The 26,750-nt window shown below is 60.6% G+C and carries 27 protein-coding genes; 13 read left to right on the top strand and 14 right to left on the bottom strand.

The features are described from left to right. Positions 1-465 precede the first annotated feature (465 nt). Entirely contained in the window at positions 466-3,363 is a 2,898-nt protein-coding gene (locus HGP16_RS25165; RefSeq protein WP_168842722.1) for a ribonuclease E/G, read from the top strand. Positions 3,364-3,524: 161 nt separating this feature from the next. Here the strand turns inward: HGP16_RS25165 and HGP16_RS25160 are convergent, their stop codons facing one another. Then, a complete protein-coding gene (locus HGP16_RS25160; protein ID WP_168842721.1) occupies positions 3,525-4,682 on the bottom strand; it encodes a pyridoxal phosphate-dependent aminotransferase in 1,158 nt (385 codons plus the stop codon). Between the two features lie 212 nt (positions 4,683-4,894). Between HGP16_RS25160 and HGP16_RS25155 the strand changes: the two genes are divergently transcribed. The 7 genes from HGP16_RS25155 to HGP16_RS25125 all read left to right on the top strand — a co-directional run bounded on the left by HGP16_RS25155 (position 4,895) and on the right by HGP16_RS25125 (position 10,901). After that, a complete protein-coding gene (locus HGP16_RS25155) occupies positions 4,895-5,662 on the top strand; it encodes a DsbA family protein (RefSeq protein ID WP_168842720.1) in 768 nt (255 codons plus the stop codon). Positions 5,663-5,867: 205 nt separating this feature from the next. Then, positions 5,868-6,305: a type II 3-dehydroquinate dehydratase gene (gene aroQ / locus HGP16_RS25150; RefSeq protein WP_168842719.1), complete on the top strand. Its 438-nt coding sequence runs from the start codon at positions 5,868-5,870 to the stop codon at positions 6,303-6,305. A gap of 24 nt (positions 6,306-6,329) precedes the next feature. Beyond that, positions 6,330-6,803: an acetyl-CoA carboxylase biotin carboxyl carrier protein gene (gene accB, locus HGP16_RS25145; RefSeq protein ID WP_168842718.1), complete on the top strand. Its 474-nt coding sequence runs from the start codon at positions 6,330-6,332 to the stop codon at positions 6,801-6,803. 5 nt (positions 6,804-6,808) lie between these two features. Next, complete coding sequence (gene accC / locus HGP16_RS25140; RefSeq protein WP_205926694.1) at positions 6,809-8,161, top strand: acetyl-CoA carboxylase biotin carboxylase subunit; 1,353 nt, start codon at positions 6,809-6,811, stop codon at positions 8,159-8,161. Positions 8,162-8,164: 3 nt separating this feature from the next. Then, positions 8,165-8,788 carry a leucyl/phenylalanyl-tRNA--protein transferase gene (aat, locus tag HGP16_RS25135; RefSeq protein WP_168842717.1) on the top strand — a complete coding sequence of 208 codons (624 nt, stop codon included), beginning with the start codon at positions 8,165-8,167 and terminating at the stop codon, positions 8,786-8,788. A gap of 183 nt (positions 8,789-8,971) precedes the next feature. Further along, positions 8,972-9,931: a DUF2167 domain-containing protein gene (locus HGP16_RS25130; protein ID WP_246703576.1), complete on the top strand. Its 960-nt coding sequence runs from the start codon at positions 8,972-8,974 to the stop codon at positions 9,929-9,931. 334 nt (positions 9,932-10,265) lie between these two features. Next, positions 10,266-10,901: a DUF1062 domain-containing protein gene (locus tag HGP16_RS25125; protein ID WP_168842716.1), complete on the top strand. Its 636-nt coding sequence runs from the start codon at positions 10,266-10,268 to the stop codon at positions 10,899-10,901. Positions 10,902-10,967: 66 nt separating this feature from the next. Here the strand turns inward: HGP16_RS25125 and HGP16_RS25120 are convergent, their stop codons facing one another. The 6 genes from HGP16_RS25120 to HGP16_RS25095 form a co-directional block, all read right to left on the bottom strand. After that, the gene (locus HGP16_RS25120; protein ID WP_168842715.1) at positions 10,968-11,408 is read right to left on the bottom strand and encodes a DUF2155 domain-containing protein; all 441 of its coding nucleotides are present in this window, start codon (positions 11,406-11,408) and stop codon (positions 10,968-10,970) included. A 115-nt stretch (positions 11,409-11,523) separates the two neighbouring features. Then, on the bottom strand, positions 11,524-11,922 hold the full coding sequence (locus HGP16_RS25115) for an NADH:ubiquinone oxidoreductase subunit NDUFA12 (protein ID WP_168842714.1): 399 nt from the start codon (positions 11,920-11,922) through the stop codon (positions 11,524-11,526). Positions 11,923-12,028: 106 nt separating this feature from the next. Continuing rightward, positions 12,029-12,496, bottom strand: a complete 468-nt coding sequence (locus HGP16_RS25110; protein ID WP_168842713.1) for a GNAT family N-acetyltransferase — start codon at positions 12,494-12,496, stop codon at positions 12,029-12,031. A 20-nt stretch (positions 12,497-12,516) separates the two neighbouring features. Beyond that, the gene (locus HGP16_RS25105) at positions 12,517-13,020 is read right to left on the bottom strand and encodes a GNAT family N-acetyltransferase (protein ID WP_168842712.1); all 504 of its coding nucleotides are present in this window, start codon (positions 13,018-13,020) and stop codon (positions 12,517-12,519) included. Between the two features lie 3 nt (positions 13,021-13,023). Beyond that, the gene (gene gatB / locus HGP16_RS25100; RefSeq protein WP_168842711.1) at positions 13,024-14,529 is read right to left on the bottom strand and encodes an Asp-tRNA(Asn)/Glu-tRNA(Gln) amidotransferase subunit GatB; all 1,506 of its coding nucleotides are present in this window, start codon (positions 14,527-14,529) and stop codon (positions 13,024-13,026) included. A gap of 88 nt (positions 14,530-14,617) precedes the next feature. Then, positions 14,618-15,127: a GNAT family N-acetyltransferase gene (locus tag HGP16_RS25095; protein ID WP_168842710.1), complete on the bottom strand. Its 510-nt coding sequence runs from the start codon at positions 15,125-15,127 to the stop codon at positions 14,618-14,620. Positions 15,128-15,424: 297 nt separating this feature from the next. Here HGP16_RS25095 and HGP16_RS25090 point away from each other — a divergent pair, with 297 nt between their 5' ends. Beyond that, the gene (locus tag HGP16_RS25090; RefSeq protein WP_168842709.1) at positions 15,425-15,682 is read left to right on the top strand and encodes a YjhX family toxin; all 258 of its coding nucleotides are present in this window, start codon (positions 15,425-15,427) and stop codon (positions 15,680-15,682) included. Between the two features lie 73 nt (positions 15,683-15,755). Here the strand turns inward: HGP16_RS25090 and HGP16_RS25085 are convergent, their stop codons facing one another. The 4 genes from HGP16_RS25085 to HGP16_RS25070 form a co-directional block, all read right to left on the bottom strand. After that, positions 15,756-17,753 (bottom strand): DUF4139 domain-containing protein, encoded by a 1,998-nt coding sequence (locus HGP16_RS25085; protein ID WP_168842708.1) that lies wholly within the window; start codon positions 17,751-17,753, stop codon positions 15,756-15,758. Positions 17,754-17,964: 211 nt separating this feature from the next. After that, a complete protein-coding gene (gatA, locus tag HGP16_RS25080; RefSeq protein WP_168842707.1) occupies positions 17,965-19,446 on the bottom strand; it encodes an Asp-tRNA(Asn)/Glu-tRNA(Gln) amidotransferase subunit GatA in 1,482 nt (493 codons plus the stop codon). A 60-nt stretch (positions 19,447-19,506) separates the two neighbouring features. Next, entirely contained in the window at positions 19,507-19,794 is a 288-nt protein-coding gene (gene gatC, locus HGP16_RS25075) for an Asp-tRNA(Asn)/Glu-tRNA(Gln) amidotransferase subunit GatC (RefSeq protein WP_168842706.1), read from the bottom strand. 67 nt (positions 19,795-19,861) lie between these two features. After that, positions 19,862-20,572 (bottom strand): metal-dependent hydrolase, encoded by a 711-nt coding sequence (locus HGP16_RS25070; RefSeq protein WP_168842705.1) that lies wholly within the window; start codon positions 20,570-20,572, stop codon positions 19,862-19,864. A 203-nt stretch (positions 20,573-20,775) separates the two neighbouring features. Between HGP16_RS25070 and ruvX the strand changes: the two genes are divergently transcribed. Continuing rightward, a complete protein-coding gene (gene ruvX / locus HGP16_RS25065; RefSeq protein WP_168842704.1) occupies positions 20,776-21,270 on the top strand; it encodes a Holliday junction resolvase RuvX in 495 nt (164 codons plus the stop codon). On the opposite strand, the gene HGP16_RS25060 is transcribed toward ruvX, so the two are convergent. Then, positions 21,207-21,539 (bottom strand): DUF6105 family protein, encoded by a 333-nt coding sequence (locus HGP16_RS25060; protein ID WP_168842703.1) that lies wholly within the window; start codon positions 21,537-21,539, stop codon positions 21,207-21,209. The genes ruvX and HGP16_RS25060 overlap by 64 nt on opposite strands. 66 nt (positions 21,540-21,605) lie before the next feature. On the opposite strand from HGP16_RS25060, the gene HGP16_RS33800 reads away from it, so the two are divergent. Then, positions 21,606-21,830 (top strand): hypothetical protein, encoded by a 225-nt coding sequence (locus HGP16_RS33800; protein ID WP_168879984.1) that lies wholly within the window; start codon positions 21,606-21,608, stop codon positions 21,828-21,830. 9 nt (positions 21,831-21,839) lie between these two features. Here HGP16_RS33800 and HGP16_RS25055 read toward each other — a convergent pair whose 3' ends face one another. Together HGP16_RS25055 and HGP16_RS25050 are read right to left on the bottom strand one after the other, a co-directional pair. Then, positions 21,840-22,496 (bottom strand): TetR/AcrR family transcriptional regulator, encoded by a 657-nt coding sequence (locus HGP16_RS25055; RefSeq protein WP_168842702.1) that lies wholly within the window; start codon positions 22,494-22,496, stop codon positions 21,840-21,842. A 160-nt stretch (positions 22,497-22,656) separates the two neighbouring features. Then, positions 22,657-24,315 carry an acyl-CoA dehydrogenase family protein gene (locus HGP16_RS25050; protein WP_168842701.1) on the bottom strand — a complete coding sequence of 553 codons (1,659 nt, stop codon included), beginning with the start codon at positions 24,313-24,315 and terminating at the stop codon, positions 22,657-22,659. Between the two features lie 184 nt (positions 24,316-24,499). Between HGP16_RS25050 and HGP16_RS25045 the strand changes: the two genes are divergently transcribed. After that, on the top strand, positions 24,500-25,456 hold the full coding sequence (locus HGP16_RS25045; RefSeq protein WP_168842700.1) for an aspartate carbamoyltransferase catalytic subunit: 957 nt from the start codon (positions 24,500-24,502) through the stop codon (positions 25,454-25,456). Beyond that, positions 25,453-26,742, top strand: coding sequence for a dihydroorotase (locus tag HGP16_RS25040; protein WP_168842699.1), 1,290 nt, complete (start codon positions 25,453-25,455; stop codon positions 26,740-26,742). Before HGP16_RS25045 ends, HGP16_RS25040 begins: the two co-directional genes overlap by 4 nt. The last annotated feature ends 8 nt before the right edge of the window (positions 26,743-26,750 follow it).

Below are 26,750 nucleotides of genomic sequence, written 5' to 3'. Positions count from 1 at the left end.
CCTTGCTATTGCGACAGATAAAACATACAACGCATATTAGGGTAGAAGTGTCGACGGGATAGAGTCGCCGCAAAGGCAGCCGCCTCGAGTACCAGGCGCCATAAGCGGCAGTCATCCGCCGTCTGCAGTACTTCCGCTCCGAACAGTGGATATCTGAATTTCCGGTTTCAGACGGGAAATTCATCGGTGGAGAGCCACCAAACGCTCTTTAGAGAGCACATTCATCGGACCCATTTGGGTCTAAGGCATAGTCGATCTCGCTTGGTTACGGATGCTACCGCAGCAGCTTTTCAAGAAAGTCAACAGACCCCAGGGAACTGATGCCCCGGCTGCCGTCTGGATGCTGTCATCTCCGAACCACTTGCGACTTTCATTATCCGGTGCAGCAACGGCGGACCGTGTCCGGCTTGTCCCAGTGACAGGCAGGCCCCCATCCGGTTGCCGGCGCCGAGGAGCACAGCTTTCATGGCAGACAAAATGCTTATCGACGCGTCTCACGAGGAAGAGACGCGCGTCGTTGTCGTTCGCGGGAACCGCATAGAAGAATTTGACTTCGAGTCTCAGCACAAGAAGCAAATCCGCGGCAACATCTATCTCGCAAAAGTGACGAGGGTCGAACCTTCGCTCCAGGCCGCTTTCGTGGATTACGGCGGCAACCGGCACGGTTTCCTGGCCTTTGCCGAAATCCATCCCGACTACTATCAGATCCCCCTCGCCGATCGTCAGGCGCTTCTGAAGGCCGAGGCCGAAGAGCATCGCCGTGACGATGACGTCGAGCACGTGGAAACCGCGCTCGACCTTTCGCAGCAGGAACAGCCCGATATCGGCATCCTTCCCAAGGGAAGCGAAGAAGCCGAAGTGCCGGCCGCGATCGCGGAAGAGGCCTCTTCCCCTGAGGCAGCGGCACCCGCCGAGGAAACAGCTCCAGCCAAGAAGGCGAAGCCGCGCCGCAGCCGCAAGAAGGTGGTAGCGGAGGCGGCCGCCGAAGAGGCAGCCGCCCCGGAAGCGACGGCAGCCATCGATGCGCCGAGCGAGGACGAGGACGGTCCGTCGGGCGAAATGGCCGCCATGGTCGAAACCGATTCGATCTCCGAAGACGTCCGCTCCTCCAAGCGTCGCCATGATGACGACGACGATGACGATCACGACCATGAAGAGGAAGTGATCGAATCCGTCGGCGCCGAAGATGCGATGGAAGAAGTTCCCGACCGTACCCAGCGCAGGCCGCGCAAGCAGTATCGCATCCAGGAAGTCATCAAGCGCCGGCAGATCCTGCTGGTGCAGGTTGCCAAGGAAGAGCGCGGCAACAAGGGCGCGGCCCTTACCACCTATCTCTCGCTCGCAGGCCGCTACTCGGTTCTGATGCCGAATACGGCGCGCGGCGGCGGCATCTCCCGTAAGATCACCAATCCGCAGGACCGCAAACGCCTGAAGGAAATCGCCAAGCTGCTCGAAGTGCCGCAGGGCATGGGCGTCATCCTGCGCACCGCCGGTGCCAACCGCACCAAGGTCGAGGTCAAGCGCGACTTCGAATATCTGATGCGCCTGTGGGAAAACGTCCGCACGCTGACGCTCGCATCGACCGCTCCCTGCCTGGTCTATGAAGAAGGCAGCCTGATCAAGCGCTCCATCCGCGACCTCTACAACAAGGATATCAGCGAAGTCATCGTCTCCGGCGAAGAAGGCTATCGTGAAGCGAAAGACTTCATGAAGATGCTGATGCCGAGCCATGCCAAGGTAGTTCAACCTTATCGCGACATCCATCCGATCTTCTCGCGCTCGGGCATCGAGGCGCAGCTCGACCGCATGCTGCAGCCGCAGGTGACGCTGAAATCCGGCGGCTACCTGATCATGAATCAGACGGAAGCGCTGGTTTCGATCGACGTCAACTCCGGCCGTTCGACCCGCGAACATTCGATCGAGGACACCGCGCTTCAGACGAACCTTGAGGCTGCCGATGAAGTGGCCCGCCAGCTCCGCCTGCGCGATCTTGCCGGCCTGATCGTCATCGACTTCATCGACATGGAAGAAAAGCGCAACAACCGCGCCGTCGAGAAGAAGCTGAAGGAATGCCTGAAGAACGATCGCGCCCGCATTCAGGTCGGCCGCATCTCGCATTTCGGCCTTCTGGAAATGTCGCGCCAGCGCATCCGCGCCTCGGTTCTGGAAAGCACGACGCAGATCTGCTCGCATTGCGGCGGTACCGGCCACGTGCGCTCGCAATCCTCCGTCGCGCTGCATGTCCTGCGCGGCATCGAGGAATACCTGCTCAAGAACACGACGCACGACATCACCGTGCGCACGACGCCTGATATCGCGCTCTACCTGCTCAATCACAAGCGCCAGACGATCATCGACTATGAAGCCCGCTTCGGTGTCGCGATCGTCATCGACGCCGACAACGCGGTCGGCACGCAGCATTTCGCGATCGACCGCGGCGAGCCTGTCGCCAATCCGGTGAAGATCGAAAGCCTGTTCAACTTCGCGGCTATCCCTGACGATGATGACGACGATATCGTCATCGAGGCAGATGAGGACGAAGAAGAAGAACTCGAAGAAAAGGCTGCGAGCACCGAGCAGCAGCCTGCCCGCTCCGAAAGCAGTGAAAGCGGCCGCAAACGCAAGCGCCGCCGCCGCCGTCGTGGCCGTGGCAATGACGGCCAGGCAGCACCGGCTTCCGATGATATCTCCGCGGCCGATGCTGCCGAGGACGCAGACGGTGAAGAGGGCGACGAGGATGAGGGCGATGCCGGCGACGAGAGCGCCGCATCCGCCGGCGATGAAGACGACGCACAGCAGAAGCGCAAGCGCCGCCGGCGCGGCAAGCGCGGCGGCCGTCGCAACCGCGAAAACCAGGGTGGCGAACAGGACGAAGGCAGCGAATCCGAAGCCGGTGAGGCCTTCGAGGCCGATGCGGGCGACGACGCTGATCGCGAAGAAGAGGCAACTGTAGCGGAGATTGCCGTTGCCGAAGGCGAAGCCGCTGTCGAGGGCCAGCCGGCCATGGCAGCTGTGGAAACGGCCGCCATCGTCACCGAAGATGTGAAGCCTGCCAAGGGCCGCGGCCGCCGGAAGGCAAAGGCTGCCGATGCATCGCCGGTCGAGGCGCCTGTTGTCGAGGAAGCATTCGCGACCGAGGGCGAACCCGAAGTGGCTGCCGAGATTGCCGAAGCTCTCGACAATGTTGCGGCACCCGAAACAATCGAGGATGCGGCCAAACCGGCACGCGCCAACCGCGAATCCAATGTTTCCTCGTCGGCGCCGGTGGTAACCTCCAACCGCCCCAATGAAGGCGGTGACGGCGAAGGTGAGCCGACCAAGCCGAAGAAGGCTGGCTGGTGGCAGCGCCGGGGATTCTTTTAAGAAGACCGATTTAGAATGAACCGACGAAAATCCGGCCGTGGCGACACAGCCGGATTTTCTATTTCCGCAAGCCGATTAACATACTCCAGCCAGGCATGCGCGCGGCTCCGCGATATGCGAAAGTACATCCGCAAGCTCCTGCAATTCATTGATTTCCTAAATTATTTCAGCCAGGCGGCCATACGTTCTGTGGCTTCCTCGATTTCGGCATTCGAGCCGGCATAGGAGAACCGCATTGCGCGATGTCCTTCCACGGGATCGAAATCGAGGCCGGGCGTGGCGGCGACGTTGATTTCCGCCAGCATCTTACGGGCAAAGGCCATGCTGTCATTGGTGAAGCGGCTGACGTCGACGTAGGCGTAGAAGGCACCATCCATCGGCGAGGCGATGCGAAAGCCGATCTCAGGCAGTCGGCGCATCAGGAAATCACGGTTGCGGCCATAGCTTTCGCGATAGATATCGAGTTCGGCGCCCGCGCCGAGGGCGGCCTCGGCGGCGATCTGCGACAGTTCAGGCGCGGAGATATAAAGGCTCTGAGCCACGCGCTCGATGGGCCGCACCAGCCGCTCCGGCAAGACCATCCAGCCGATACGCCAGCCGGTCATGCAATAATATTTCGAGAAGGAATTGATGACGATCGCCTCGTCGGTCAGCTCCAGCGCACTCGTCTCCTCGCCGACGAAGGTCAGCCCGTGATAGATCTCGTCAGAGATGAAGGCGATGGAACGGTCGGCGCAATAGTCGGCAAGCGCCTTCAGCGCCGCCCTGCCCGTCACCGTGCCGGTGGGATTAGCGGGGCTCGCCAACAGCACGCCCTTCAGCCGTTTGCCACTGGCTGCCTGTGCGGCCTCCAAGCTCTCAGGCGTCAATGTGAACCGCGTTTCCTCGGTGACCGGCACTTCGATGACATCGAGGCCGAGCGCTGCGAGGATATTGCGATAGGCCGGATAGCCTGGCCGGGCGATAGCCAGGCTGTCGCCGGCATCGAATAAGGTCAGGAAGGCGAGATTGAAGCCGGCCGACGAGCCGGTGGTGACGGCAATCCGCTTGGGATCGATGCTCAAGCCATGGCGTGCCTGATAGTGAGCGGAAAGTGCCCGCCGCACGGCAAGTGTTCCCAGCGCATCCGTATAGCCGATGCGGCCATGGCCAAGGGCCGCGCGCGCTGCCTCCAATGCCGCCTGCGGCGCGGGATGCGAGGGTTGCCCGACCGCCATGGAAATGACCGGGTGCCCGGCCTGGCGGCGTCGCGTCGCCTCCGCCAGCACATCCATGGCGTGGAAGGGTTCGACATCGCTGCGCTTGGATAGGGAAAACAAGGTCAATTCTCTCTTGGATCGGATCGGCATGCGACATTTGCCGCAATATCGGCTCGTTCACAATCCTGCGATTGCGGCTTTGTCGTGAAAATTCCTGTTTCTGGAAATAAGGACGCACCGTAAATTGTCGATGCATGTTTGCGGATGTTAACCCGACGATGCTATGGCGCATCCGAGAATGACGTCTCCGCTCAGATCCAAACGAGGACCCAATGACCTTTTCTCTCAAAAGCCTGCTGACGGTTTCGGCGATTGCCCTGACAGCGTCCTTCGCCACAATCCAGCCGGCCGCCGCGCTGGATGACCAGCAGAAGAAGGAAATCGGGGATTTCATCAAGGAATATCTCGTCGAGCATCCGGAGGTGCTGCTGGATGCGCAGGCAGCGCTCGAAAAGAAGCAGGACGACGCCCGCGTTGCGCAGTCGTCCCAGGTGATCACCCAGAACAAGGACGCGATCTTCAATTCCAAGGACGATGTGGCCATCGGCAATCCGAAGGGCAGCATCACCGTCGTGGAATTCTTCGACTATAATTGCACCTACTGCCGGCATGCGCTCGGCGACATGGACACGCTGCTGAAGCAGGACAAGGACGTGCGCTTCGTGTTGAAGGAATTCCCGATCCTCGGTCAGGATTCGGTTGCCGCTTCCCGCGTCTCCAGCGCTTTTCGCGAGCTTGCGCCTGAAAAATACGAGCAGTTCCACCGCAAGCTGCTGGGCAGCGACGGCCGCGCCTCCGAAGATACCGCCATCGAGGTCGCCACTTCGCTCGGCGTCAGCGAATCCGCCATCCGTGCCGAAATGGCAAAGGCACCGAACACCGACATGATCAAGGCGACCTACCAGCTTGCTTCGGATCTCAACGTCACAGGCACGCCCGCCTATGTGATCGGCAACGAGATGATTTCCGGCGCGATCGGCCTCGACGCCATCAAGCAGAAGATCGCCAATGTCCGCAGCTGCGGCAAAACCAGCTGCTGATCGGTGTAAGCGCCGGTCTTACAACGGGAAAGCAGATAGCCCACCCGCATTTTGACGGCTTCGAAACGGTGCCGCGTCCCCGCGCGGCGCAAAAATGCCAAAATCGCGGCGTTTCCACACCTAGAGACATGCAACCTTCGCTCCGGGGCTTTCCTACAGGGCCTCGGGAGTCTATAGGTTGCGCTGCACTTTGACGGAACATCTGATGGCGCAAACTATTTTTGTCCTCAACGGACCCAATTTGAATGCCTTGGGCAAGCGCGAGCCGGGCATCTATGGCGGCAAGACGCTGAAGGATATCGAAGCCGACTGCAAGTCCGCGGGCGAAAGCCTGGGCTTCGTTGTCGATTTCCGCCAGAGCAATCACGAAGGCGTGCTGGTCGACTGGATGCACGAAGCCGACGACAAGGCCGTTGGCATCGCGATCAATCCCGGCGCCTATGGTCACACTTCGATCGCGCTACACGATGCGATCCGCGCCATTTCCATTCCCGTGGTGGAGGTGCATATCTCCAACATCCACGCACGCGAAGAATTCCGGCACAAATCGATGATCGCGCCCGCTGCAAAGGGCATGATCTGCGGTTTCGGACCTTATGGCTACATCCTGGCGCTTCATGCGCTTAAATCCATCACCCAATAACAAAAATACAGGGCAAGAAATCCTATGGCTGAAAAGAAATCGGGTATCGACCAGGCGCTGATTCGCGATCTCGCCAACATTCTCAACGACACGGATCTGACCGAGATCGAAGTCGAGCAGGAAGATCTGCGTATCCGCGTGTCGCGCGCCGGCACGATGCAATATGTTCAGGCGCCGATCGCCGGCCAGGCCGCTTTTGCCGCTCCGGCTGCTGCAGCCGCCGCCCCGGCCGCTGCAGCACCCGCAGGCAAGACCCGCAATCCCGATAACGTCGTCAGCGCACCGATGGTCGGCACTGCTTACCTGGCGCCGGCGCCGGGCTCGGCTGCCTTCATTCAGGTCGGCTCGACCATCAAGGAAGGCCAGACCCTGCTGATCATCGAAGCCATGAAGACGATGAACCAGATTCCCGCGCCAAAGTCCGGTACGGTAACCGAAATCCTCGTTCAGGATGGACGGCCGGTCGAGTACGGCGAAGCCCTGGTCGTCATCGAGTAAGCGCCATGCCCATGATTTCGAAGATTCTCATAGCCAATCGCGGAGAGATCGCCCTGCGTGTGCTGCGCGCCTGCAAGGAACTCGGCATCGCGAGCGTTGCGGTGCATTCCACCGCCGATGCGGATGCGATGCATGTACGGCTTGCGGATGAGAGCGTTTGCATCGGCCCGCCGCCGTCGCGAGAAAGCTATCTCAATATCCATCAGATCGTCGCCGCCTGCGAGATCACCGGCGCGGACGCCGTGCATCCAGGCTACGGGTTTCTCTCGGAAAATGCCAAGTTCGCCGATATTCTCGAGGCGCATGGCATCACCTTCATCGGTCCGACGGCGGAACATATCCGCCTGATGGGCGACAAGATCACCGCCAAGACCACGGCGCAGCAGCTCGGCATTCCCGTCGTTCCGGGTTCCGATGGCGAAGTGAAGACCGAGGCGGAAGCGCTGACGACGGCGCGCGAGATCGGCTATCCGGTTCTCATCAAGGCAACCGCCGGCGGCGGCGGCCGCGGCATGAAGGTTGCCCGCACGGAAGACGACCTGATCGAGGCCTGGTCGACGGCACGCACGGAGGCCGCAGCCGCCTTCGGCAATGAATCCGTCTATATGGAAAAGTATCTCGGCAAGCCGCGCCACATCGAAATCCAGGTATTCGGCGATGGCGAAGGCAATGCCGTGCATCTCGGCGAGCGTGACTGCTCGCTGCAGCGCCGCCACCAGAAGGTCTGGGAGGAAGCCAATTCTCCGGCACTCAACGTCGAACAGCGCATGAAGATCGGCAAGATCTGCGCCGACGCGATGAAGAAGCTGAAGTATCGCGGCGCCGGCACCATCGAGTTTCTCTACGAGAACGGCGAGTTTTATTTCATCGAAATGAACACCCGCCTGCAGGTGGAGCATCCGGTGACGGAAGCCATCACCGGCATCGACCTCGTGCACGAGCAGATCCGCGTCGCCTCCGGCGGCGGTCTCTCGGTGACGCAGGATGAAGTGCATTTCCATGGCCATGCCATCGAATGCCGCATCAATGCCGAAGACGCACGCACTTTCGTCCCCTCGCCCGGCACGATCACGCATTTCCATGCGCCCGGCGGCCTTGGCGTCCGTATCGATTCCGGCGCTTATCAGGGCTACCGGATCCCGCCTTATTACGACAGCCTGATCGGCAAGCTGATCGTGCACGGTCGGACCCGCGTCGAATGCATGATGCGTCTGCGCCGCGCACTCGACGAATTCGTCGTCGATGGCATCAAGACCACTCTGCCGCTGTTCCAGGATCTGGTTTCCAACCAGGATATCGCCAATGGCGATTACGATATCCATTGGCTGGAAGACTACCTGGCCAAGACCTCGGCTTGAGCCATGCCCGGAGCGCGCGGCAAACGTCCCGGTGTTACCCCGGAGATCTTGCTGCGCGCCTATTCCATCGGGCTATTCCCGATGGCGGAATCGGCTGACGATCCGGAAATCTTCTGGGTCGAGCCGGAATTGCGGGGCATCATCCCTCTGGATACGTTTCACGTCTCCAAGAGCCTCGCCAAGAAGATCCGTCAAAATCCCTTCGCTATCAGCTTCGACATGGATTTCGAGGGTGTTATCGCGGCGTGCGCCGAACAGACCAGCGGCCGCCCGAGCACCTGGATCAACGAGACGATCCGCTCGCTCTATTCCACCCTGCACCAGATCGGCCATGCCCATTCCGTGGAGGCCTGGGAAGGCGATCAGCTGGTCGGCGGTCTTTACGGCGTTTCGCTGGGCTCCGCCTTCTTCGGGGAAAGCATGTTTTCCCGCCGCACGGACGCTTCCAAGATCTGCCTCGTCTACCTGGTGGAGCGCCTGCGCGAACGCGGCTTCACCCTGCTCGACACGCAGTTCACCACCGAGCACCTGAAGACATTCGGCGCCATCGACGTCCCGAAGGACGCCTATGCCACGATGCTGGAAAAGGCGATGGAATCACCCAATCTGAGCTTCTCGAACGGCTGATATTTTCACTAGAGCCGGACGATTTTAGGTCTGTTCGACCTAAAATCTGAATCCGCTCTAGGATCAAAGAAGTAGAGCGTGATGCCGTTCGAAAACCGCCTACACTTTTCGGCATCACGCTCTAATCGCATTGATTCTAATCAAGAATGCCCTAAGGTCAACTCGACAGCCGGGGGTAGTATATTGAAGAATCACCTTGCAATCGTTTTTATCGCCGCATTGGCAGCTGCAACACAGGCCGACGCCAAATCCTTTCACGATATGTTCGGTGCCGAACCGCCGACCGGGCCGGAAGGCGCAGTGCTGAAACAACTCGATTTCAAGCAAGGAGCGATCACGCTTTCGGCGGCAAATGCGACGCTGAATGTTTCGGATCAGTTCTACTATCTCACTCCGGACGATGCGAGAACGGTGTTGGTGAAGCTCTGGGGTAATCCAGAGAGTGCCGCCGGCACCACGCTCGGCATGATCTTTCCCGCAAAATATCCGCCGACCGACCCACATTCATGGGGCGCAGTCATGGACTATGACAATAGCGGCCACGTCTCCGACGACGATGCCGCCTCGACGGATTACAACGAGGTGCTGAAGCAAATCCAGGATGCGATCAACGAGGCGAATCCGGAGCGCGAGCAGCAGGGCTACGATCCGATCAAGCTTGTCGGCTGGGCTGAGCCACCGCACTACGACAAGGCGACCCATGCCCTGCATTGGGCTCGCGATCTGATCTTCGGCAAGGATCAGCAGGCAGACCATACGCTGAATTATTCGGTGCGCGTGCTCGGACGCGAGGGTGTCACCGAACTCGATTTCGTCGCCGGGCTCGATCAGTTGCAGGAGATCAACGCCGCCATTCCGAGCGTCATCAACACGGTGCAGTACGACAGCGGCAAACGCTATGCCGACTTCGTCAACGGCGACAAGATCGCCGCCTACAGCATGGCGGGAATGATCGCCGCCGGTGCTGGCGTCAAGATCGCTGCAAAGCTCGGCTTTCTGGCAATCGTCCTCGGCTTCTTCAAGAGTTTCGGGATCGCCCTTCTCGCACTGAAGAAGGGGTTGATTGTCGTCCTGGGAGGCGTGGTCGCGGCGGGCCGCAAGATTCTAAGTGTGTTTCGCCGCAAGGGAAAGACGGACACCTGAAGCAATCCTTGCCTCAAGCTTTCGGACTTCAAACTCTGGTCGTTATTTGCTATCCCTCCTAGCGAAGAGCGTTGGTGCATAGAGGTTCCACTTTGCCATCGTAAATACCGGTCTCATCCAAATCACCCACTGCATCGGGGCGGCATAACGCCGTCCGATGCATGTTCATGTCCATCGGGTGATGGCCTGAGACCGGTTTGGCATTGTCAAAACGCGCCCTACGCAGCCACTGCTGTCTCAGCTCTTCAGCCGTCCCGCAACATCGCCATACCGTGCCCTGACGGGCTGTCTCACCGCCAGCTTGGTGGACTTCCAGACGGAAGACCAAGACGGTATGTGCAATATTCTTCAGGTCCGTTGGACCATTTCACCTCGAATTTCGCCTCAGCCATGGATCGCCTGCAGCGGCTGCGGATCTCCTAGACCCTTCAGATCGAGCGGCAAGGTCAGGCTCAATGCCAATGGCAAGAGACTCGATGCCTGGCTCGTCTACAAATGCATCGATTGCGAGAAGACCTGGAACCGAACGCTCTTCGAGCGCCGGACCGTTCACGATCTCACTCCCTCCACTCTCGAGGCGCTGCAGCGCAGCGATCCGGATTGGGTGCGAGCACAGGAATTCGACCTCGACGGGCTAAAGCGAAGGGCCAAGCGCATCGAAGAACCGCCGGATGTCATTATTCGGAAGGAGATGATACGTGCCGCAAGCGACTGGACTGGGCTGGGCATCGAGACAGCAGCCGAATTCCCGGTGAACCTCCGCCTCGATCGGCTGCTTGCATCGGAGCTGGCAATTTCGCGTTCGCGGCTCGAAGCTCTCCGAGACGGAGGTAAATTGAAAGCTGATCCGGGTCGCAGCGATTTTCTTCGCCACAGGCCCAAAGGCGGGATGAGGATCAGCCTCGACCTGTCCGAAGTCGCCGATCGTCAAGCGATGGGCGAAGCGGCGACCAATACGGAACGACGCTAAAATTATGCCCGCAGGAGCAAGGCTTCTGCGGGCTGTACAATTCTGCGGCGTATGTCTTGAAGGCGATTATTTCGTGCCGGCGGTGTCCGGCGGCGGAAGGTCCGACTTCTGCTTGCACTCTTTCAGCCAGACGTCATAGATCGGATGCTCAACGGCGTTGAGGCCGGGACTGTCGGCAAACATCCAGCCGGTGAAGATGCGGCGGATGCGACGGTCGAGGGTTATTTCGTCCACCTCGACGAAACCGTCTACCTTCTGCTGCTCGGTTTCGTCTCGCGAATAGCAGGCCCGGGGCGTCACCTGCAGCGCGCCGAACTGTACGGTCTCATTGATATAGACATCGAAGGTGGTGATGCGGCCGGTGATTTTGTCGAGGCCGGAGAAAACGGCGACGGGATTGGCGATGCGGGCCGCCTCGGCGGTGGGGGCTGTCATGATGCCGATGAAGAGAGCTGCGCCCGCTACAGTCACTGCACGCAAAGAAGCGCTCCGCGTGAAAAACGTCATATCCGCCAATCTCCGCTTGGTCTCGGTCAAGACGCCGAGCATGAGCCAGCATATGTCGCGCCTAAAGCCTAATTGTGGCCAAAGGACGAGCCGGCCACTCGGTTACCCGGTCCGCTCAGTTGCCCGGGGTCCAGGCGTCGTAGTCGCCGGTCACGCGCGGACGCTCGCCGGCAACGGCCAGAGAACCCGGCGGACGGTAAGCCTGCGGCGAGCCGGTCGGGTTGGCGCGATGTTCTTTCTGCCAGTCCTTGGCGACGTAGTTTTCCTTGGAAGGGGCAACATCGGTACGATGATGCATCCAGCCGTGCCAGCCCGGAGGAATGGCCGAAGCTTCGGCATAGCCCTTGTAGATCACCCAGCGCTTCGGGAGGCCGTAGGAGGACATGCCGCCTTCGTAATAGACGTTGCCGAATTCATCCTCGCCGACACGCTTGCCAAACCGCCAGGTCGCGAAGCGCGTGCCCATGGTCTGACCGTTCCACCAGGTAAATGTCTGTACGATGAAATTCCACATGTCTTTTCCTCGATACCCGCTAAGCGGCGAGCGATACCAGAATTCGATAGTTTGCTTATGCCGCCACCGGACTGGCTTGTCCAGTGATTCCAGCAGGCAAACGGCCTCATTTCAATGTCATCTTGAAGCCCAGATGTGTCGGCTTGAAACCCAATCTCTCATAGAAGCGATGCGCGTCCTTGCGCACCGCATTGGAGGTCAGTTGCACCATCCGCATGCCGCGGGCTCTTGCCTCGCCGATGCAGAAATCGATCATCGCCGCCCCGATCCCCTGCCCGCGTAGATCCGCACGCGTCTGGACCGCCTCGATGATCATCGCGGACGACCCCCGCCCGGTCAGCGTCGTCGTGATCATTGTCTGAAACGTCCCGGCCACCTCGCCGGCGAGTTCGGCGACATACAGCGTCTGATCCGGCGATATCGCGATAGCACGAAAGGCGCGGAGATAATCGTCATAAGCGGAAGGGTCGGTCGTATCGCCGTGGCCGCCCATGGTGTCGGCGGCGAAAAGGCCGATCAGGGAAGGAAGGTCGGATTCTTCCGCTTCGCGGATCACCAGGCGGGCGTCTTCCATGAACGATCTCGTCTATTCTCTCAATGACCCGTCAGCGGCTTCTCGAATATCAGCGCCGGAATGGCCGACTGGCCGTTGCCGCAATTTTCCGTGCGGCCGACCTCGACAAAGCCGTGGGCCTTGTAGAAGGCGATCGCGGGCTCGTTTTGCGGTTCGACCTCCAGGCGCATGATCTCCGCATCCGGGAAACAGGTCTCCAGTTCGGCGAAGATATCGCGGCCGATGCCCTCTCGCTGATGGCTGGGGCTGACATAGAGCATGTGGAGCATGACGGTCTTGGTCATTTCTTTGGACATGGCGGCATAGCCCATGCCGCCGATTGTCTTGCCGTCGTCGGCCACCAGGAATTCCGAGTTCTTGTTCGCCAGCCGCGCCTTCAGCGCAGCCGGTGAATGCCAGGAGGCGTGCAGCTCGCTGACCTTTTCCGGCCCGTAGATCCGGTCATAGGTCGCATGCCAAGTCTCGCCGAGCAGAGCGCGGACCTTTTCCAGGTCCTGCTCGCTGGCGGTGCGAACGAAGAACACCGATTATTCCTCTTCGATGCCGAGCTTGGCCTTGACCAGCGCCTGCACCGCCTGTGGGTTCGCCTTGCCGCCCGTCGACTTCATCACCTGGCCGACGAACCAGCCGGCGAGCGTCGGCTTGGCCTTGACCTTGGCAACCTGATCCGGGTTGGCGGCTATGATCTCGTCGACAGCCTTTTCGATGGCGCCGGTATCGGTGACCTGCTTCATGCCACGGGCTTCAACGATCTCGGCGGGGTCGCCGCCCTCGGTGAGCACGATTTCAAACAGATCCTTGGCGATCTTGCCGGAAATGGTTTCGGCCTTGATGAGGTCGATGATCGCGCCGAGCTGGGCGGGCGAAACCGGAGTCTCTTCAATGTCTTTGCCGATTCTGTTCAGAGCGCCCAGGAGGTCGTTGATCACCCAGTTGGCAGCCATTTTGCCATCGCGGCCGGCGGCAACCGCTTCGAAATAATCGGCGATGGCCTTTTCCGAGACGAGCACGGAAGCGTCGTAGATCGAGAGGCCGAGTTCGCGGACGAAACGTTCCTTCTTATCGTCCGGCAGCTCAGGCAGATGCTCGGCAAGCTCGGCAACGAAGGCATCGTCGAATTCGAGCGGCAGCAGATCCGGATCGGGGAAATAGCGATAGTCGTGCGCATCTTCCTTCGTGCGCAGCGACCGCGTCTCGCCCTTGTTCGGATCGAACAGGCGGGTTTCCTGATCGATGGTGCCGCCATCCTCAAGGATGCCGATCTGCCGGCGCGCTTCATATTCGATCGCCTGGCCGATGAAGCGGATGGAGTTGACGTTCTTAATCTCGCAGCGCGTGCCGAATTCACCGCCCGGACGGCGCACCGAAACGTTGACGTCGGCGCGCATCGAGCCTTCGTCCATGTTGCCGTCGCAGGTGCCGAGGTAGCGCACGATCGAGCGCAGCTTCGTCATATAGGCTTTCGCCTCGTCGGACGAGCGGATATCCGGCTTGGAGACAATTTCCATCAGCGCAACGCCGGAACGGTTGAGATCGACATAAGACATGGTCGCGTGCTGGTCGTGCATCGACTTGCCGGCATCCTGTTCCAGATGCAGGCGCTCGATGCCGATCTCGATATCCTCGAACTGGCCCTGACGATCCGGGCCAAGCGAAATGACGATCTTGCCTTCACCGACGATCGGATCCTTGAACTGCGAGATCTGATAGCCCTGCGGCAGGTCGGGATAGAAATAGTTCTTGCGGTCGAAGATCGAACGATTGTTGATCTGCGCCTTCAGGCCAAGGCCGGTGCGCACAGCCTGCTTGACGCATTCTTCGTTGATCACGGGCAGCATGCCGGGCATGGCGGCATCGACCAGTGAGACATTGGAATTCTGCGGCTTGCCGAACTCCGTCGATGCACCGGAGAAGAGCTTGGATTTGCTCAGCACCTGGGCGTGGACTTCCATCCCGATAACGACTTCCCAATCGCCGGTGGCACCGGGAATGAAGCGTTTCGGATCTGGCGTACGGACGTCGACAATGGTCATGGGAAGCTCTTGTATAATGCTGTTTTCTGCTTTGGTGAGGTAGAGCAATTGACGAGGCGGCGCAAGGCTTTCGGCGTATGGCGATGCGCTATATGCCCGGTCCGTAGGCGCCGTGGCTTTCCTCGACCAGCGATTTCGAAAGCCCGATCGTGGGAACGTCGCTGTCGAGCTTCGGGGAATAGACGATCGACAGCCAGTGGATTGCATAGCCGCGCGCCCTGAAAAAGGCGATGGCATCCGTATTCCCCGCGTGGCTCTGCAGGGAAACCTTTTCCAGCCCCTGCCCACGCACGTCCTCTTCGATCCGCGCAAGGAGCGCGGAGCCGAGACCTCGCCGAATGAAATCCGGATCGATCCAGAAATCGGAGATCGCCTCGTCAAGCGCCTCGCGCGCGGCCCAGCCGACCGCCTCCCCATTCAGCTCGATAACGGTGATCGTCAGCCAGAGATTGCGGGTGAAATTCGAGAAGGCCTCGCTTGCGCTTTCCAGCAGCTCGCCCGTGCCGCCGATCGCGCCCATGGCCTGCTGCCAGGAGCGCAGGCCGATGCTTGCCAACACCTCGGTTTCGCCTTCACGGGCATTGCGAATATGGATCATCAGGCCCCGCCATTTGGACCAGTAAAGCATCAGTCAAAAGCTTTTGCCAGCGGCGAGATTCGCCAGCATGGCCGACGGCGGCACACGCCTGCTGAGTTGAACTTGACCTCGGGGCGCAACCTGCTTTAGAAAGGTGTATCAACGGAGTTTTCATGTCTAACTTTTGTCAGTCCCGGTAAAGGCCCCGCTCGCAAGTCTTCTTGCGTGCCGGGCCTGAAAAACGAAGCCCCGACTTCCCCAAGGGAAGGCTCGGATCGTTTTTGTGCGCCCTTTGGCGCTATACGGATTCTGACAACAATGGACATTTCCCGCGCCGAACAGCGCATCCTGCACCTGCTCGCCCAGGGCGGCCGCATCGAAATCGAACGCAGCGACAACAAGAAGATCGAGACCGCTTATTGCTTTACGCGTGACGGCTGGGTCTACCCTGATTTCGGCCTCGAGCTCTTCCGCCGACTGAGGCGCCTAAAGGCCATCAAATCCACCGACGGCCATCCCTATCGCATCAGCGAAAAGGGATTGCGGCTGGTGAGGGCGCAATTGAACAATCGGTAAGCTAAACACGAGAGCCGCCCCACGGAGCGGCTCTCACCATTTGATGCTGTTGAGATGAAGACGTGCGCGGCGATTAGAACGTCCTGATGAGTTCCGCCACCTGATCGCCCAGCCGATCACTTTCCTCTTGCACCGCAGCGCGCTTTTCACCGACGGCAGCGATTTGATCTTCGCTATGCGCGAGATCCTTCAAATAGCGCTTCTTCAAATCGCTATTCTCAGGCACGGCGCCGATATTCTGTCTTATCCGCTGTTGTTCATTGGTGATTTTCTCGATCTCGCTGTCGAAGCTCGCGAGATCATTCTGGGAGGCGACCTGTTTCTTACGCGCCTCCGCGAGGTTTGCGAGCTTGTCCGTCAGTGCCTTGTCGTGTGTCGACGCCGACCATCCAAGCAGCATGTCCGGCTCTGCATCGACCAGAGCATAGCTGTTGCTCTGCAGCTGCTCATCGACAGCGGTCAATGTCTTTTCCGTGCCAGCCGGCACAACCGCCTTGAGCCGCTGGTGCGTTGCCGTTTTGCCGAAGCTTTCGCCCGACGAAAATGACCAACCATCCCTGATCGGGTGCTCGACGATGACAGTCCTTTCGCCGTCAAGCGCGCCTGAAACCGTATATGTCGTTGCCTGACGATATTTTACGACGGCATTCATCATGCCATCGGAAACCTTCAGGGAGGCGATCTCCTCCGTCGGCGTCTGCTGCTCGCTGATCGACACCTTTCGATCGGTTGCGAAACTGGCAAGGCGGGTGTCCTCCTTGGGCAGGGCAGATAGCAGGGAATCGCCGATATAGCCGGTCTTGCTATCATATAGCGTCAGAATTCCCGCCGGCATGCTGACCCCCGTGGTGTTCTTGAGCATCACGGCGGCGATGGGATTGCGAAGGGTGCTGCCCGCCCGATACATGTCCACCATGTCGGCTTCCACCTCCGCATCCATGATCGGCACCGACAAGGTGTCGCCATTGGCCAGATCGTAAGTCCCCGGAAGCTCGAAGGTGGCAGAGATATCGCTTTCGGTCGCGGTGGTGGGATTGGCCGCGGCAATTTGCATTGGCTCTAAAGGCCTTTCCAGCTCGTCGGCCGCGTATTCTTTTCTGCGGACGCCGCCCATCATTGCCTTGGCAGGCGCGGGCGCGGCTCGCTGCTCGGCATCCTCCGGCAGACGCCGCCTGTTGGACAGGTCGCCGCTGTCGGGATCAGTGACATTGTTCGACGCCGTGTTGACCGGCACCTCCTGCCGCTCTCTCCAATAAAGCTGGTGCAGACCCTGTTTCAGCGTCACCGGCTCGGCCGAAGTCAGCGTCAGCTTGATGCCCTTCCAATCCTCGCCGCTGGCGTTTTCCAGCACTGTCCATGCCTGCAAGTGCGCCTTGTCATTTCCCTCGATGACGACCTTATAGGCCGTTTTCCAGATCGGAGACGGGACGACATAGGTCAGGCCGACATCGCCGCTGTTCTTTACACCGTTCACCTTGATGTCGATGGCACGCGTGCGGTCGTTCTTGCCGCGGGCAATGGCTGCCGCCGCCTTGGCGAGCTTTGCTCTCATGTCGGGATCGTCAAGCCGGACGGACGCATCCTCGCCAAGCGCCAGCGTCTCCACGGCGCCATCCTTGTCGATAACAGTCAGCAGATGAACCGTCGCTTTCTCGTCGGCCTTCCTCGTCTCGATTCCCAGGATGTTTCCATCGACGGTCTTGCCACCGCTGGTTACCGATACTTTGGCGCCCTGCATCGATGTCAGAAGCGACGGTACGGATGAGAGCGCTTCCAGACTGAACGGCAGGCCCTTGAACGTTTCCTGCAACGGCCGCGGCCCCGCCAGCGACATGCCGGCCACCGCGCCCGCGGACCCGTTGACCACAAGGCTCTTCAGGATATCGTCGACCTGATCAAGGGGAACCTCGATCCGGATCACGCCGTCGCTATTGACATCGGCTGCTCGGGAAACCTCGGCCAGGCCACCCGAGGACAGGGTAATGGATCGAATGGCCCCATTGTCGGCCGCCAGCGCAATCGCTGGACATGACGCGCTGAGGAGCAGGATCGCCGAGACTTGCTTGAGCATGAAGAGACCTTCCGATTCGGTTGCAGAGGACGAGACCAAGCGGCTCGCTGCAATTTATGATCGTATTTCGGTCCAAAATGTGATGGCAACTGGGCGGAATATTGGGATTTTTAAGTCTTGCGTCCAGCGCGTCGCCGCTCAGTTAAGCGGCAAATTAAACCGCGCCGACCATATCATGATCGGCGCAGTCATAGATCTTAGAGGATGCTGCTTACCACCACTTCGCCGGCGTGAACTTGCCGGCGGCCTGTTCGATGACGTGGGCGGTCTTGAAGAGGGTCTCCTCTTCGAACGGCTTGCCGATGAGCTGCAGGCCGAGCGGCAGGCCCTTCGGGTCGAGGCCGGCGGGGACGGCGATGCCGGGCAAGCCGGCCATGTTGACCGTCACCGTGAAGATGTCGTTGAGGTACATCTTCACCGGATCGGAAGCGAGGTCCTCGTCGGCGATGCCGAAGGCCGAGGACGGTGTCGCGGGCGTCAGGATGGCGTCGACGCCAGCGTTGAAGGCAAGCTCGAAGTCGCGCTTGATCAGCGTGCGGACCTTCTGGGCGCGAAGGTAATAAGCGTCGTAGTAGCCGGCCGACAGCACATAGGTGCCGATCATGATGCGGCGCTTCACTTCCTGGCCGAAGCCGGCAGCGCGCGTCTTTTCATACATGTCGACGATATCCTTGCCGTCGATGCGCAGGCCGTAGCGGACGCCATCGTAGCGGGCGAGGTTCGAGGACGCCTCGGCGGGTGCCACGATGTAATAGGCCGGCAGCGCATATTTCGTGTGCGGCAGGGAGATGTTGACGATCTCGGCGCCGGCGTCTTTCAGCCAGGCGATGCCCTGCTGCCAGAGCGTCTCGATCTCTGCCGGCATGCCGTCGACGCGATATTCGTTGGGGATGCCGATCTTCATGCCCTTCAGCGACTGGCCGAGCGAGGCTTCGTAATCCGGCACCGGCAGGTTGACGGAGGTCGTGTCCTTGGCATCGACACTTGCCATCGACTTCAGGAGGATGGCGGCATCGCGCACGTCGCGGGCGATCGGGCCGGCCTGGTCGAGCGACGAGGCGAAGGCGACGATACCCCAGCGCGAGCAGCGGCCGTAGGTCGGCTTGATGCCGACGGTGCCAGTGAAGGCGGCCGGCTGGCGGATGGAGCCACCGGTGTCGGTAGCGGTTGCGCCGGCGCAGAGATGCGCGGCAACGGCAGCAGCCGAACCGCCGGATGAGCCGCCCGGAACGAGCTGCTGGTTCGAGCCCTCGGCACGCCAGGGGTTGATCACCGGACCGTAATAGGAGCTCTCGTTGGAGGAGCCCATGGCGAACTCGTCCATGTTGAGCTTGCCCAACATGACGGCGCCGTCGTTCCAGAGGTTCTGCGTGACTGTCGATTCATAGTGCGGCTTGAAGCCGTCGAGAATGTGGCTGCAGGCCTGGGTGTGGATGCCTTCCGTGCCGAACAGGTCCTTGATGCCGAGCGGAATGCCTTCCAGCGCACCGGCTTTGCCTTCCGCGAGGCGCGTGTCCGACACCTTGGCCATTGCAAGCGCCTTTTGCGGCGTCACCTTCACATAGGCATTCAACTGAGCATTGGCCGCCTCGATCGCCGAAAGATAGGCCTCGGTCAATTCGGTTGCTGTAATCTGCTTGGCGCGCAGCTTGTCGCGGGCTTCGGCAATGGTCAGGCTGGTCAGTTCGCTCATTTTGTTTCGCTTCAGATCTGGAATTGGGCAACGGGTCGGAAAAAGGCTTGAAGGGAGCCGCTATTCGACGACTTTGGGCACCAGGAAGAAATTCTGATCGGTATTCGGTGCATTGGCGACGATGTCGGCGGCCTTGTTGCCGTCGGTCACCGCGTCGGTGCGCTTCTTCATTGCCATCGGCGTCACCGAGGTCATGGCTTCGACGCCGTCGACATTCACTTCGGAGAGCTGCTCGACGAAGCCCAGAATGCCGTTCAGCTCGCCCATCATCCGCTGCGCTTCGTCTTCATTGACGGCGATGCGGGCAAGATGGGCGACGCGTTTGACGGTGGCGAGATCGACGGACATGGCATTCTCCGGATAGGATTTTTCCTATCGCTATAAAGGCCATGCCCGCCATACGCAACGGGTATCGTCAGGCGGAAACGCTCTCGCCCACCTTCGGCGCGGCAACCGCGGTCTTCGAACCTTCCATGCCGGCGATGAACTTTTCCGGGGTCTGGTCGATGATCGGGAAAGTGCCGTAGTGGCAGGGAATGGCGGTCTTGAAGTTGAAGAAGCGCTGGCAGGCGAGCGCGGCAACAGCACCGCCCATGGTGAAGCGGTCGCCGATCGGCAGGATGCCGATATCGGGCTGATGCAGCTCGTTGATGAGAGCCATATCCGAGAAGATATCCGTATCGCCCATGTGGAACAGCGTCGGCTCGTCGTCGAAATGCAGCATCAGGCCGTTCGGATTGCCGAGCGCGTGGGAAACGCCGTCCTCGGTGATCTGGGCGGAGGAATGCAGTGCATTGGTGAAGGTGGCCGAGAAACCGCCGAGGCCGACTGTGCCGCCGGTATTGCCCATTTCCAGCTTCTCGACGCCCTTGGTGCCGAGCCAGGAAGCGAGGTCAGCATTGGCGAGAACGACGGCGCCGGTATCCTTGGCGATCTGAACCGTGTCGCCGACGTGGTCTGCATGTCCATGCGTCAGTAGGATATGGGTCACGCCTTCGGCAACGTCCTTGATGTTGAGGCCGGCGGCGGCGAAGGAGGAATTGTAGGTCAGGAAAGGATCGATCAATATTTTTGTCGTGGCCGTCTCGATGCGAAAAGCGGAATGGCCGAGCCAGGTGATCTTCATTGGATTTCTCCTTATTACTTGATTTGAAATGGAAGGCTGGTGTCCAGAGCATTTCCGATCGAAATGCCCTGTCATTTGTTCTTCCGCATCTCCGGAGGCAAAACCGCTGTGCGCTTTTGCTGGAAATGCTCTAGGAGATATCCCAAACCGCAGCAAAGAAAAGCGGCTTTGGCTTCAATTTGTTTTGACGAGAGCGAGACCTGATGACGACGCTGACCATCGAAGACCTAGCCGCGACGCTCCTGCCCGGCCAGCCGATTGCCGGCCTCGACCTGGGCACGAAGACGATCGGGCTTGCGATGTCGGATCTCGGGCGGCGCTTTGCAACGCCTCGCCCCGTCATCAAACGCGTGAAGTTCACCCAGGATGCCGAGATGCTGCTCGCCTTCGCCGACAAGGAAAAGGTCGCGGCCTTCGTCATAGGGCTACCGGTCAACATGGACGGCTCTTCGGGGCCGCGTGTACAGGCGACGCGCGCCTTCGTGCGCGGCATGGCGGAAAAGACCGCCCTGCCCTTCGTTTTCTGGGACGAGCGGCTTTCGACCGTGGCGGCCGAGCGGGCACTTCTGGAAATGGACGTCTCGCGAGCCAAGCGCGCCGAGCGTATCGACTCGGCAGCGGCGAGCTTCATTCTTCAGGGAGCCTTGGACAGGCTATCGGCGCTCGGAAGAGTGACCTTGCCCGATCTCGATGCCTGACGGCCGCGCCACCATTCCATGATCGCGGCGCGGCGGCGAAAGCCGAAGATCGCGAAGACCAGCACGCTGTCGAAGGCGATGGCGCGCGCCACCAGCGGCGGAATGGTTTCCGGCGGGATGCCGAGGATCTTGCCGTAGATATCGAACACCAGGTCATGCATCTGCCGCGTCAGCATGAAGATGCCAAAGCTCATGTCGTAGTACGACAGATAATACCATGCCCCTAGAAACGAGACCGGCCCTGCCCAGCAAATCAACAACCACTTCATGCGGTACCCCTTCGACGCTGAAATTGCGTCGTTCCAGCCGAAAGGACGAGCCAGTTCGACAGCGCCATGGCGCTCAACACCATCGCGGGCAGCGTTATATCTAGTGCGAGCACGGCGAAGAACATCATCGCCGCGACGAGAAACACTAATTTTGCGGATCTCAACCCCATGGCTGCACGCTTGATGGTTAACTATTCGTCCTTTCACAGTGACGAGTTAACCGCAGTGGCGCAATGTAAACCATTTGTTAAGGTTAACGACGGAGCGGGCTTGTGGATATCCCCCGCTTGAGCCCCTGCATCAGCCGTAGACGCCGCGCACGATCCGCTTCAAAGCCGTTGCCGCCTTCTCCCAATCCTTGCCGTTTTTCAAGGCAAGACCGGCGCATTGATCGCTGACGGCTGAAGCCAGCACGATGTGCTGGATGGCGGCAAAGATCATGGCGTTGACGGCCTGGGCATCGACGCCCTTGGGCGGCACCAGCGAGCCGCGCATGCGCTCGATCCAGCCGGCGAGCGCCTTGGAGCGCGCCTCCGACAGGCGGCGGACCTGCTCGCTGCTTTCGGAGACTTCCCAGGCGACGATGCGGCGCATCAGCGGATCGGCGCGCAACGCATCGAGAAACAGGAGCGAGAGCCGCTCCATCAGGTCGCCGTAGGTGAGAAGAAACATGCCGCCGGTATCATCGGGAATGCGATCCTTCACCCAGCTGCCGAGATCGGTGCCTATGGCTTCCACGAGGCCATCGAGGCCGCCGTAATAGCGGTAGATCAGCTGCTTGTCGCAGCCGGCGCCGCGGGCAACCGCATTAATGCCGAAATTCTGGAACCCCTCCTCCGCCAGAAGCCGCTTGGCGGCATCGAGGATCGCCTGCTCGGTTGCGGCGCGATTGCGCACGCGCTTTTCCACGACAGGCGTTTCCAGGGGGATTTTAACGGCAGTGTTTGCGACGGCCATCGATTCGACTCCAATTGTCACCGAGCGGTGAATAACAAGCCGGATCGTCTTGAACAACAAAGCCTTCAGGCCGCGGTCAGTCAAACCGCACGAATCCACAGATTAGAGAAACTGACCAAGCCACATATCGTGGTCCCGGACGCCAGACCTAGTGGGAATTCTAAGTGGCCGGCGGATAAAGCAGGTCGACAATGTAGCTGGCGTCGAAACGCGAATCGAGCATGCCGTAGGTCGCCCGCCAGCCGCCCGCGAGACGGGTTTCGATGAAGGCATCGGCGATCTTGCCGGCTCCGAGGCGATAAAGCTCGGCGGCACCGGCTGCCAGCGCCATCTGCTCGACCAGCAGGCGGGCAGCGCCCTCATCCTGCTCGCAAAGCGCCATGGCGGCGCGCAGGACTTCGATGGTCTTCTTGCCTGCTGGCCCGAGATCGCGGGCAAGGCCGGCAAAGACGGTCTCGAACAGGTCCCTGCCCCGGTTCAATACGCGCAGGACATCAAGCGCCATGACATTGCCGGAGCCTTCCCAAATCGCATTGACGGGGGCTTCGCGGTAATGGCGGGCGATCGGGCGTTCCTCGATATAGCCGCTGCCGCCGATGCACTCCATCGCCTCGTAGATCAGCGCCGGGGCGATCTTGCAGCACCAGTATTTGGCGACCGGAGTCATGACGCGGGCATAGGCCGCCTCTTCGCTGCTGCCGCTCGCCTTGTCGAAGGCCTCGGCCAAGCGGAAGGCAAGCGCGGTCGCGGCGGCGACATCGAGCGCCATATCGGCGAGCACGCGCGTCATGATCGGCTGATTGACCAGCATCTTGCCGAAAACGCTGCGTCCGCGCGCATGATGCACGGCTTCGGCCAGCGACGCGCGCATGATGCCGGCAGAGGCCAGCGCGCAATCGAGCCGCGTCAGGGTCACCATGTCGAGGATCGTGCGAATGCCGGCATCCGGCCCTCCGAGCAGGAAGCCGAACGTATCGGTAAATTCGACTTCGGAGGAAGCATTCGACCGGTTGCCGAGCTTGTCCTTCAACCTCTGGAAGTGCAGGCCGTTGGCCGAGCCATCCTCCAAAAGCCGCGGCACGAGGAAGCAGCCCATGCCGTCCTTGGTCTGGGCCAGCATGATGAAGGCATCGCTCATGGGCGCCGACATGAACCATTTATGGCCTGAAAGCCGGTAGATGCCTTCGCTCACCTTGTCGGCGCTCGTCCGGTTGGCGCGCACATCCGTGCCGCCCTGCTTTTCCGTCATGCCCATGCCGATGGTGACGGCGCTCTTCTGCATGGCGGGCTTGTTGGACGAATCGTATTTGCGCGAGAGAATCTTCGGCGCCCAATCCTTCTGCACCGCCGGCGAGGCCATCATGGCAGCCACCGAGGCGCTGGTCATCGTCAGCGGGCACAGATGACCGCATTCGAGCTGAGCCGTCAGATAGAAGCGGGCGGCACGCACCTTGTGCGACTGGCCCTTGGCCTCGGGATCGGCCTGCGCATCCCAGATGGAGGAATGCAGGCCCATCGCCATGGAGCGGCGCATCAGCGCATGCCAGGCCGGGTGGAATTCGACGACATCCAGACGCTCGCCGCGCGGACCATGGGTGCGCAGCTGCGGCGCGCCCTGGTTCGCCATGCGTGCCAGTTCCTGTGCCTCGTGAGACGTGACGAACCGGCCGTGCTGCTCCAGCTCTTCACGCGTCGAACGCGGCAGGCCGGACGTGAGATCGACGATCAGCGGATCGGAACGATAGGCATTGATGCCGGTCCAGAGGCTCGGCTGGTTCAGGTCGGCAAAGGGGTCGTCAGTCCGGGTCGGTTGGGTCATGAATCGCTTGTAGAGCAAGAAGGTTGCAAGGGAAACCGGAAGTTACGTCTCCCACCGGCATAGGTCCTGTAGCGGGATTCGGGCGAAATTGCATGGGGAACAAGCGGGCGCGGCGCACACCGCCGCTTGCCCCATGGGCGCTCCCTCTTTATAGACCGCCTGACGAAATCCAGAGGGCAGGTTCATGGTCTTCTTTCCCCACCGCCACCTCATCGGCATCAAGGGTCTCACCGAGCAGGATATCACCTATCTTCTCGACAAGGCCGACGAGGCGGTCAAGATCAGCCGCCAGCGCGAGAAAAAGACGTCTACGCTTCGCGGGCTGACGCAGATCAATCTCTTCTTCGAAGCGTCGACGCGCACGCAATCCTCCTTCGAACTGGCCGGCAAACGGCTCGGCGCCGATGTGATGAACATGTCGGTCGGCAATTCCTCCGTCAAAAAGGGCGAGACGCTGATCGATACGGCGATGACGCTGAATGCCATGCGGCCCGATGTGCTCGTCATCCGCCATTCTAGCGCGGGTGCCGCCGCGCTGCTGGCGCAGAAAGTGTCCTGCTCCGTGGTCAATGCCGGCGACGGCCAGCACGAGCATCCGACCCAGGCCCTACTCGACGCGCTGACGATCCGCCGCGCCAAGGGCAAGCTCTCGCGCATCATCGTCGCGATCTGCGGCGACGTGCTGCACTCGCGCGTCGCGCGCTCCAACATCCTGCTTCTGAACGCCATGGGCGCCCGCGTCCGGGTCGTCGCGCCCGCCACGCTGCTGCCCGCCGGCATTGCTGACATGGGCGTCGAGGTCTTCCATTCGATGAAGGAAGGGCTGAAGGATGCCGACGTTGTCATGATGCTGCGTCTGCAGCGCGAGCGCATGTCCGGCGCTTTCGTGCCTTCGGTACGCGAATACTATCATTTCTACGGTCTCGACGCCGAAACCCTCAAGGTTGCCAAGGAAGATGCGCTCGTCATGCATCCCGGGCCGATGAACCGTGGGGTCGAAATCGCTTCCGAAGTGGCCGACGGTCCGCAAAGCGTCATCGCCGAACAGGTGGAAATGGGCGTCGCCGTGCGCATGGCCGTGATGGAGACGCTGCTCGTTTCGCAGAACCAGGGACCTCGCAGCGAGGGAGCGGACGCATGAGCAATTCGATCGTCCTCCAGAACGTCCGCATCATCGACCCCTCCCGCGATCTCGACGAGGTCGGCACGATTGTCGTCGAAGACGGCGTGATCGTCGCGTCGGGCAAGGATGCGAAGAACCATGGCATTCCCAAAGGCGCGACCGTTCGCGATTGCAATGGACTTGTCGCTATTCCCGGCTTGGTCGATGCGCGCGTGCATGTCGGCGAGCCTGGCGGTGAGCATCGCGAAACGATCGCCTCCGCAAGCCGTGCGGCTGCGGCTGGCGGCGTGACTTCCTTCATCATGATGCCGGACACCGATCCGGTTATCGATGATATCGCCTTGGTCGAATTCGTCAGGAAGACGGCGCGCGACACGGCGGTCGTCAATGTCTATCCGGCTGCAGCCCTCACCAAGGGTCTTGCCGGCGAGGAGATGACGGAAATCGGCCTGCTGCGGGAAGCCGGGGCCGTTGTTTTCACAGACGCGCATTCCGGTGTCCACGATAGCCAGGTCCTGCGTCGCATCATGACCTATGCGCGCGAATTCGGCGCGGTGATTTCCTGCGAGACGCGCGACAAATATCTCGGCGCGAACGGCGTCATGCACGAAGGCCTGTTTGCAAGCTGGCTCGGGCTATCAGGCATTCCGAAGGAAGCCGAGCTGATCCCGCTGGAGCGCGACCTTCGCATCGCGACGCTGACGCGCAGTCACTATCATGCGGCGATGATCTCCGTACCGGAATCGGCAGAGGCGATCCGCCTCGCCCGCTCGCGCGGCGCCAAGGTCACCTGCGGCATCTCGATCAACAATCTCGCGCTCAACGAAAACGACATCGGCGAATACCGCACGTTCTTCAAGCTCTACCCGCCGCTGCGCTCCGAGGACGACCGCACGGGCATGATCGAGGCGCTGGCCGACGGCACGATCGACATTATCGTTTCCTCGCATGATCCGCAGGACGTCGATACGAAACGCCTGCCGTTCGGCGAGGCGGAAGACGGTGCCGTCGGGCTCGAAACGCTGCTTCCCGCTGCGCTCCGGCTCCATCACAGCGGCCAAGTGAGCCTGATGCGGCTCGTCGATGCGCTCTCGACGCGGCCGGCGCAAATCTTCGGTCTCCCCGCCGGCACGCTGAAGCCCGGTGCCAAGGCCGATATCGCCCTTGTCGATCTCGACGAGCCTTGGCTTGTCGCCAAAGACATGCTTCTGTCGCGCTCGAAGAATACACCCTTCGAAGATGCGAGAATGAGCGGCCGGGCGGTTGCAACTTATGTCGCCGGCAAGCTGGTTCATAGTCTCTAGGACGGGCC

Origin of the sequence: Rhizobium sp. P40RR-XXII, assembly GCF_012641405.1 — a bacterium.
Lineage (GTDB): Bacteria > Pseudomonadota > Alphaproteobacteria > Rhizobiales > Rhizobiaceae > Rhizobium.
This window is presented reverse-complemented; position numbering and strand designations above follow the sequence as displayed.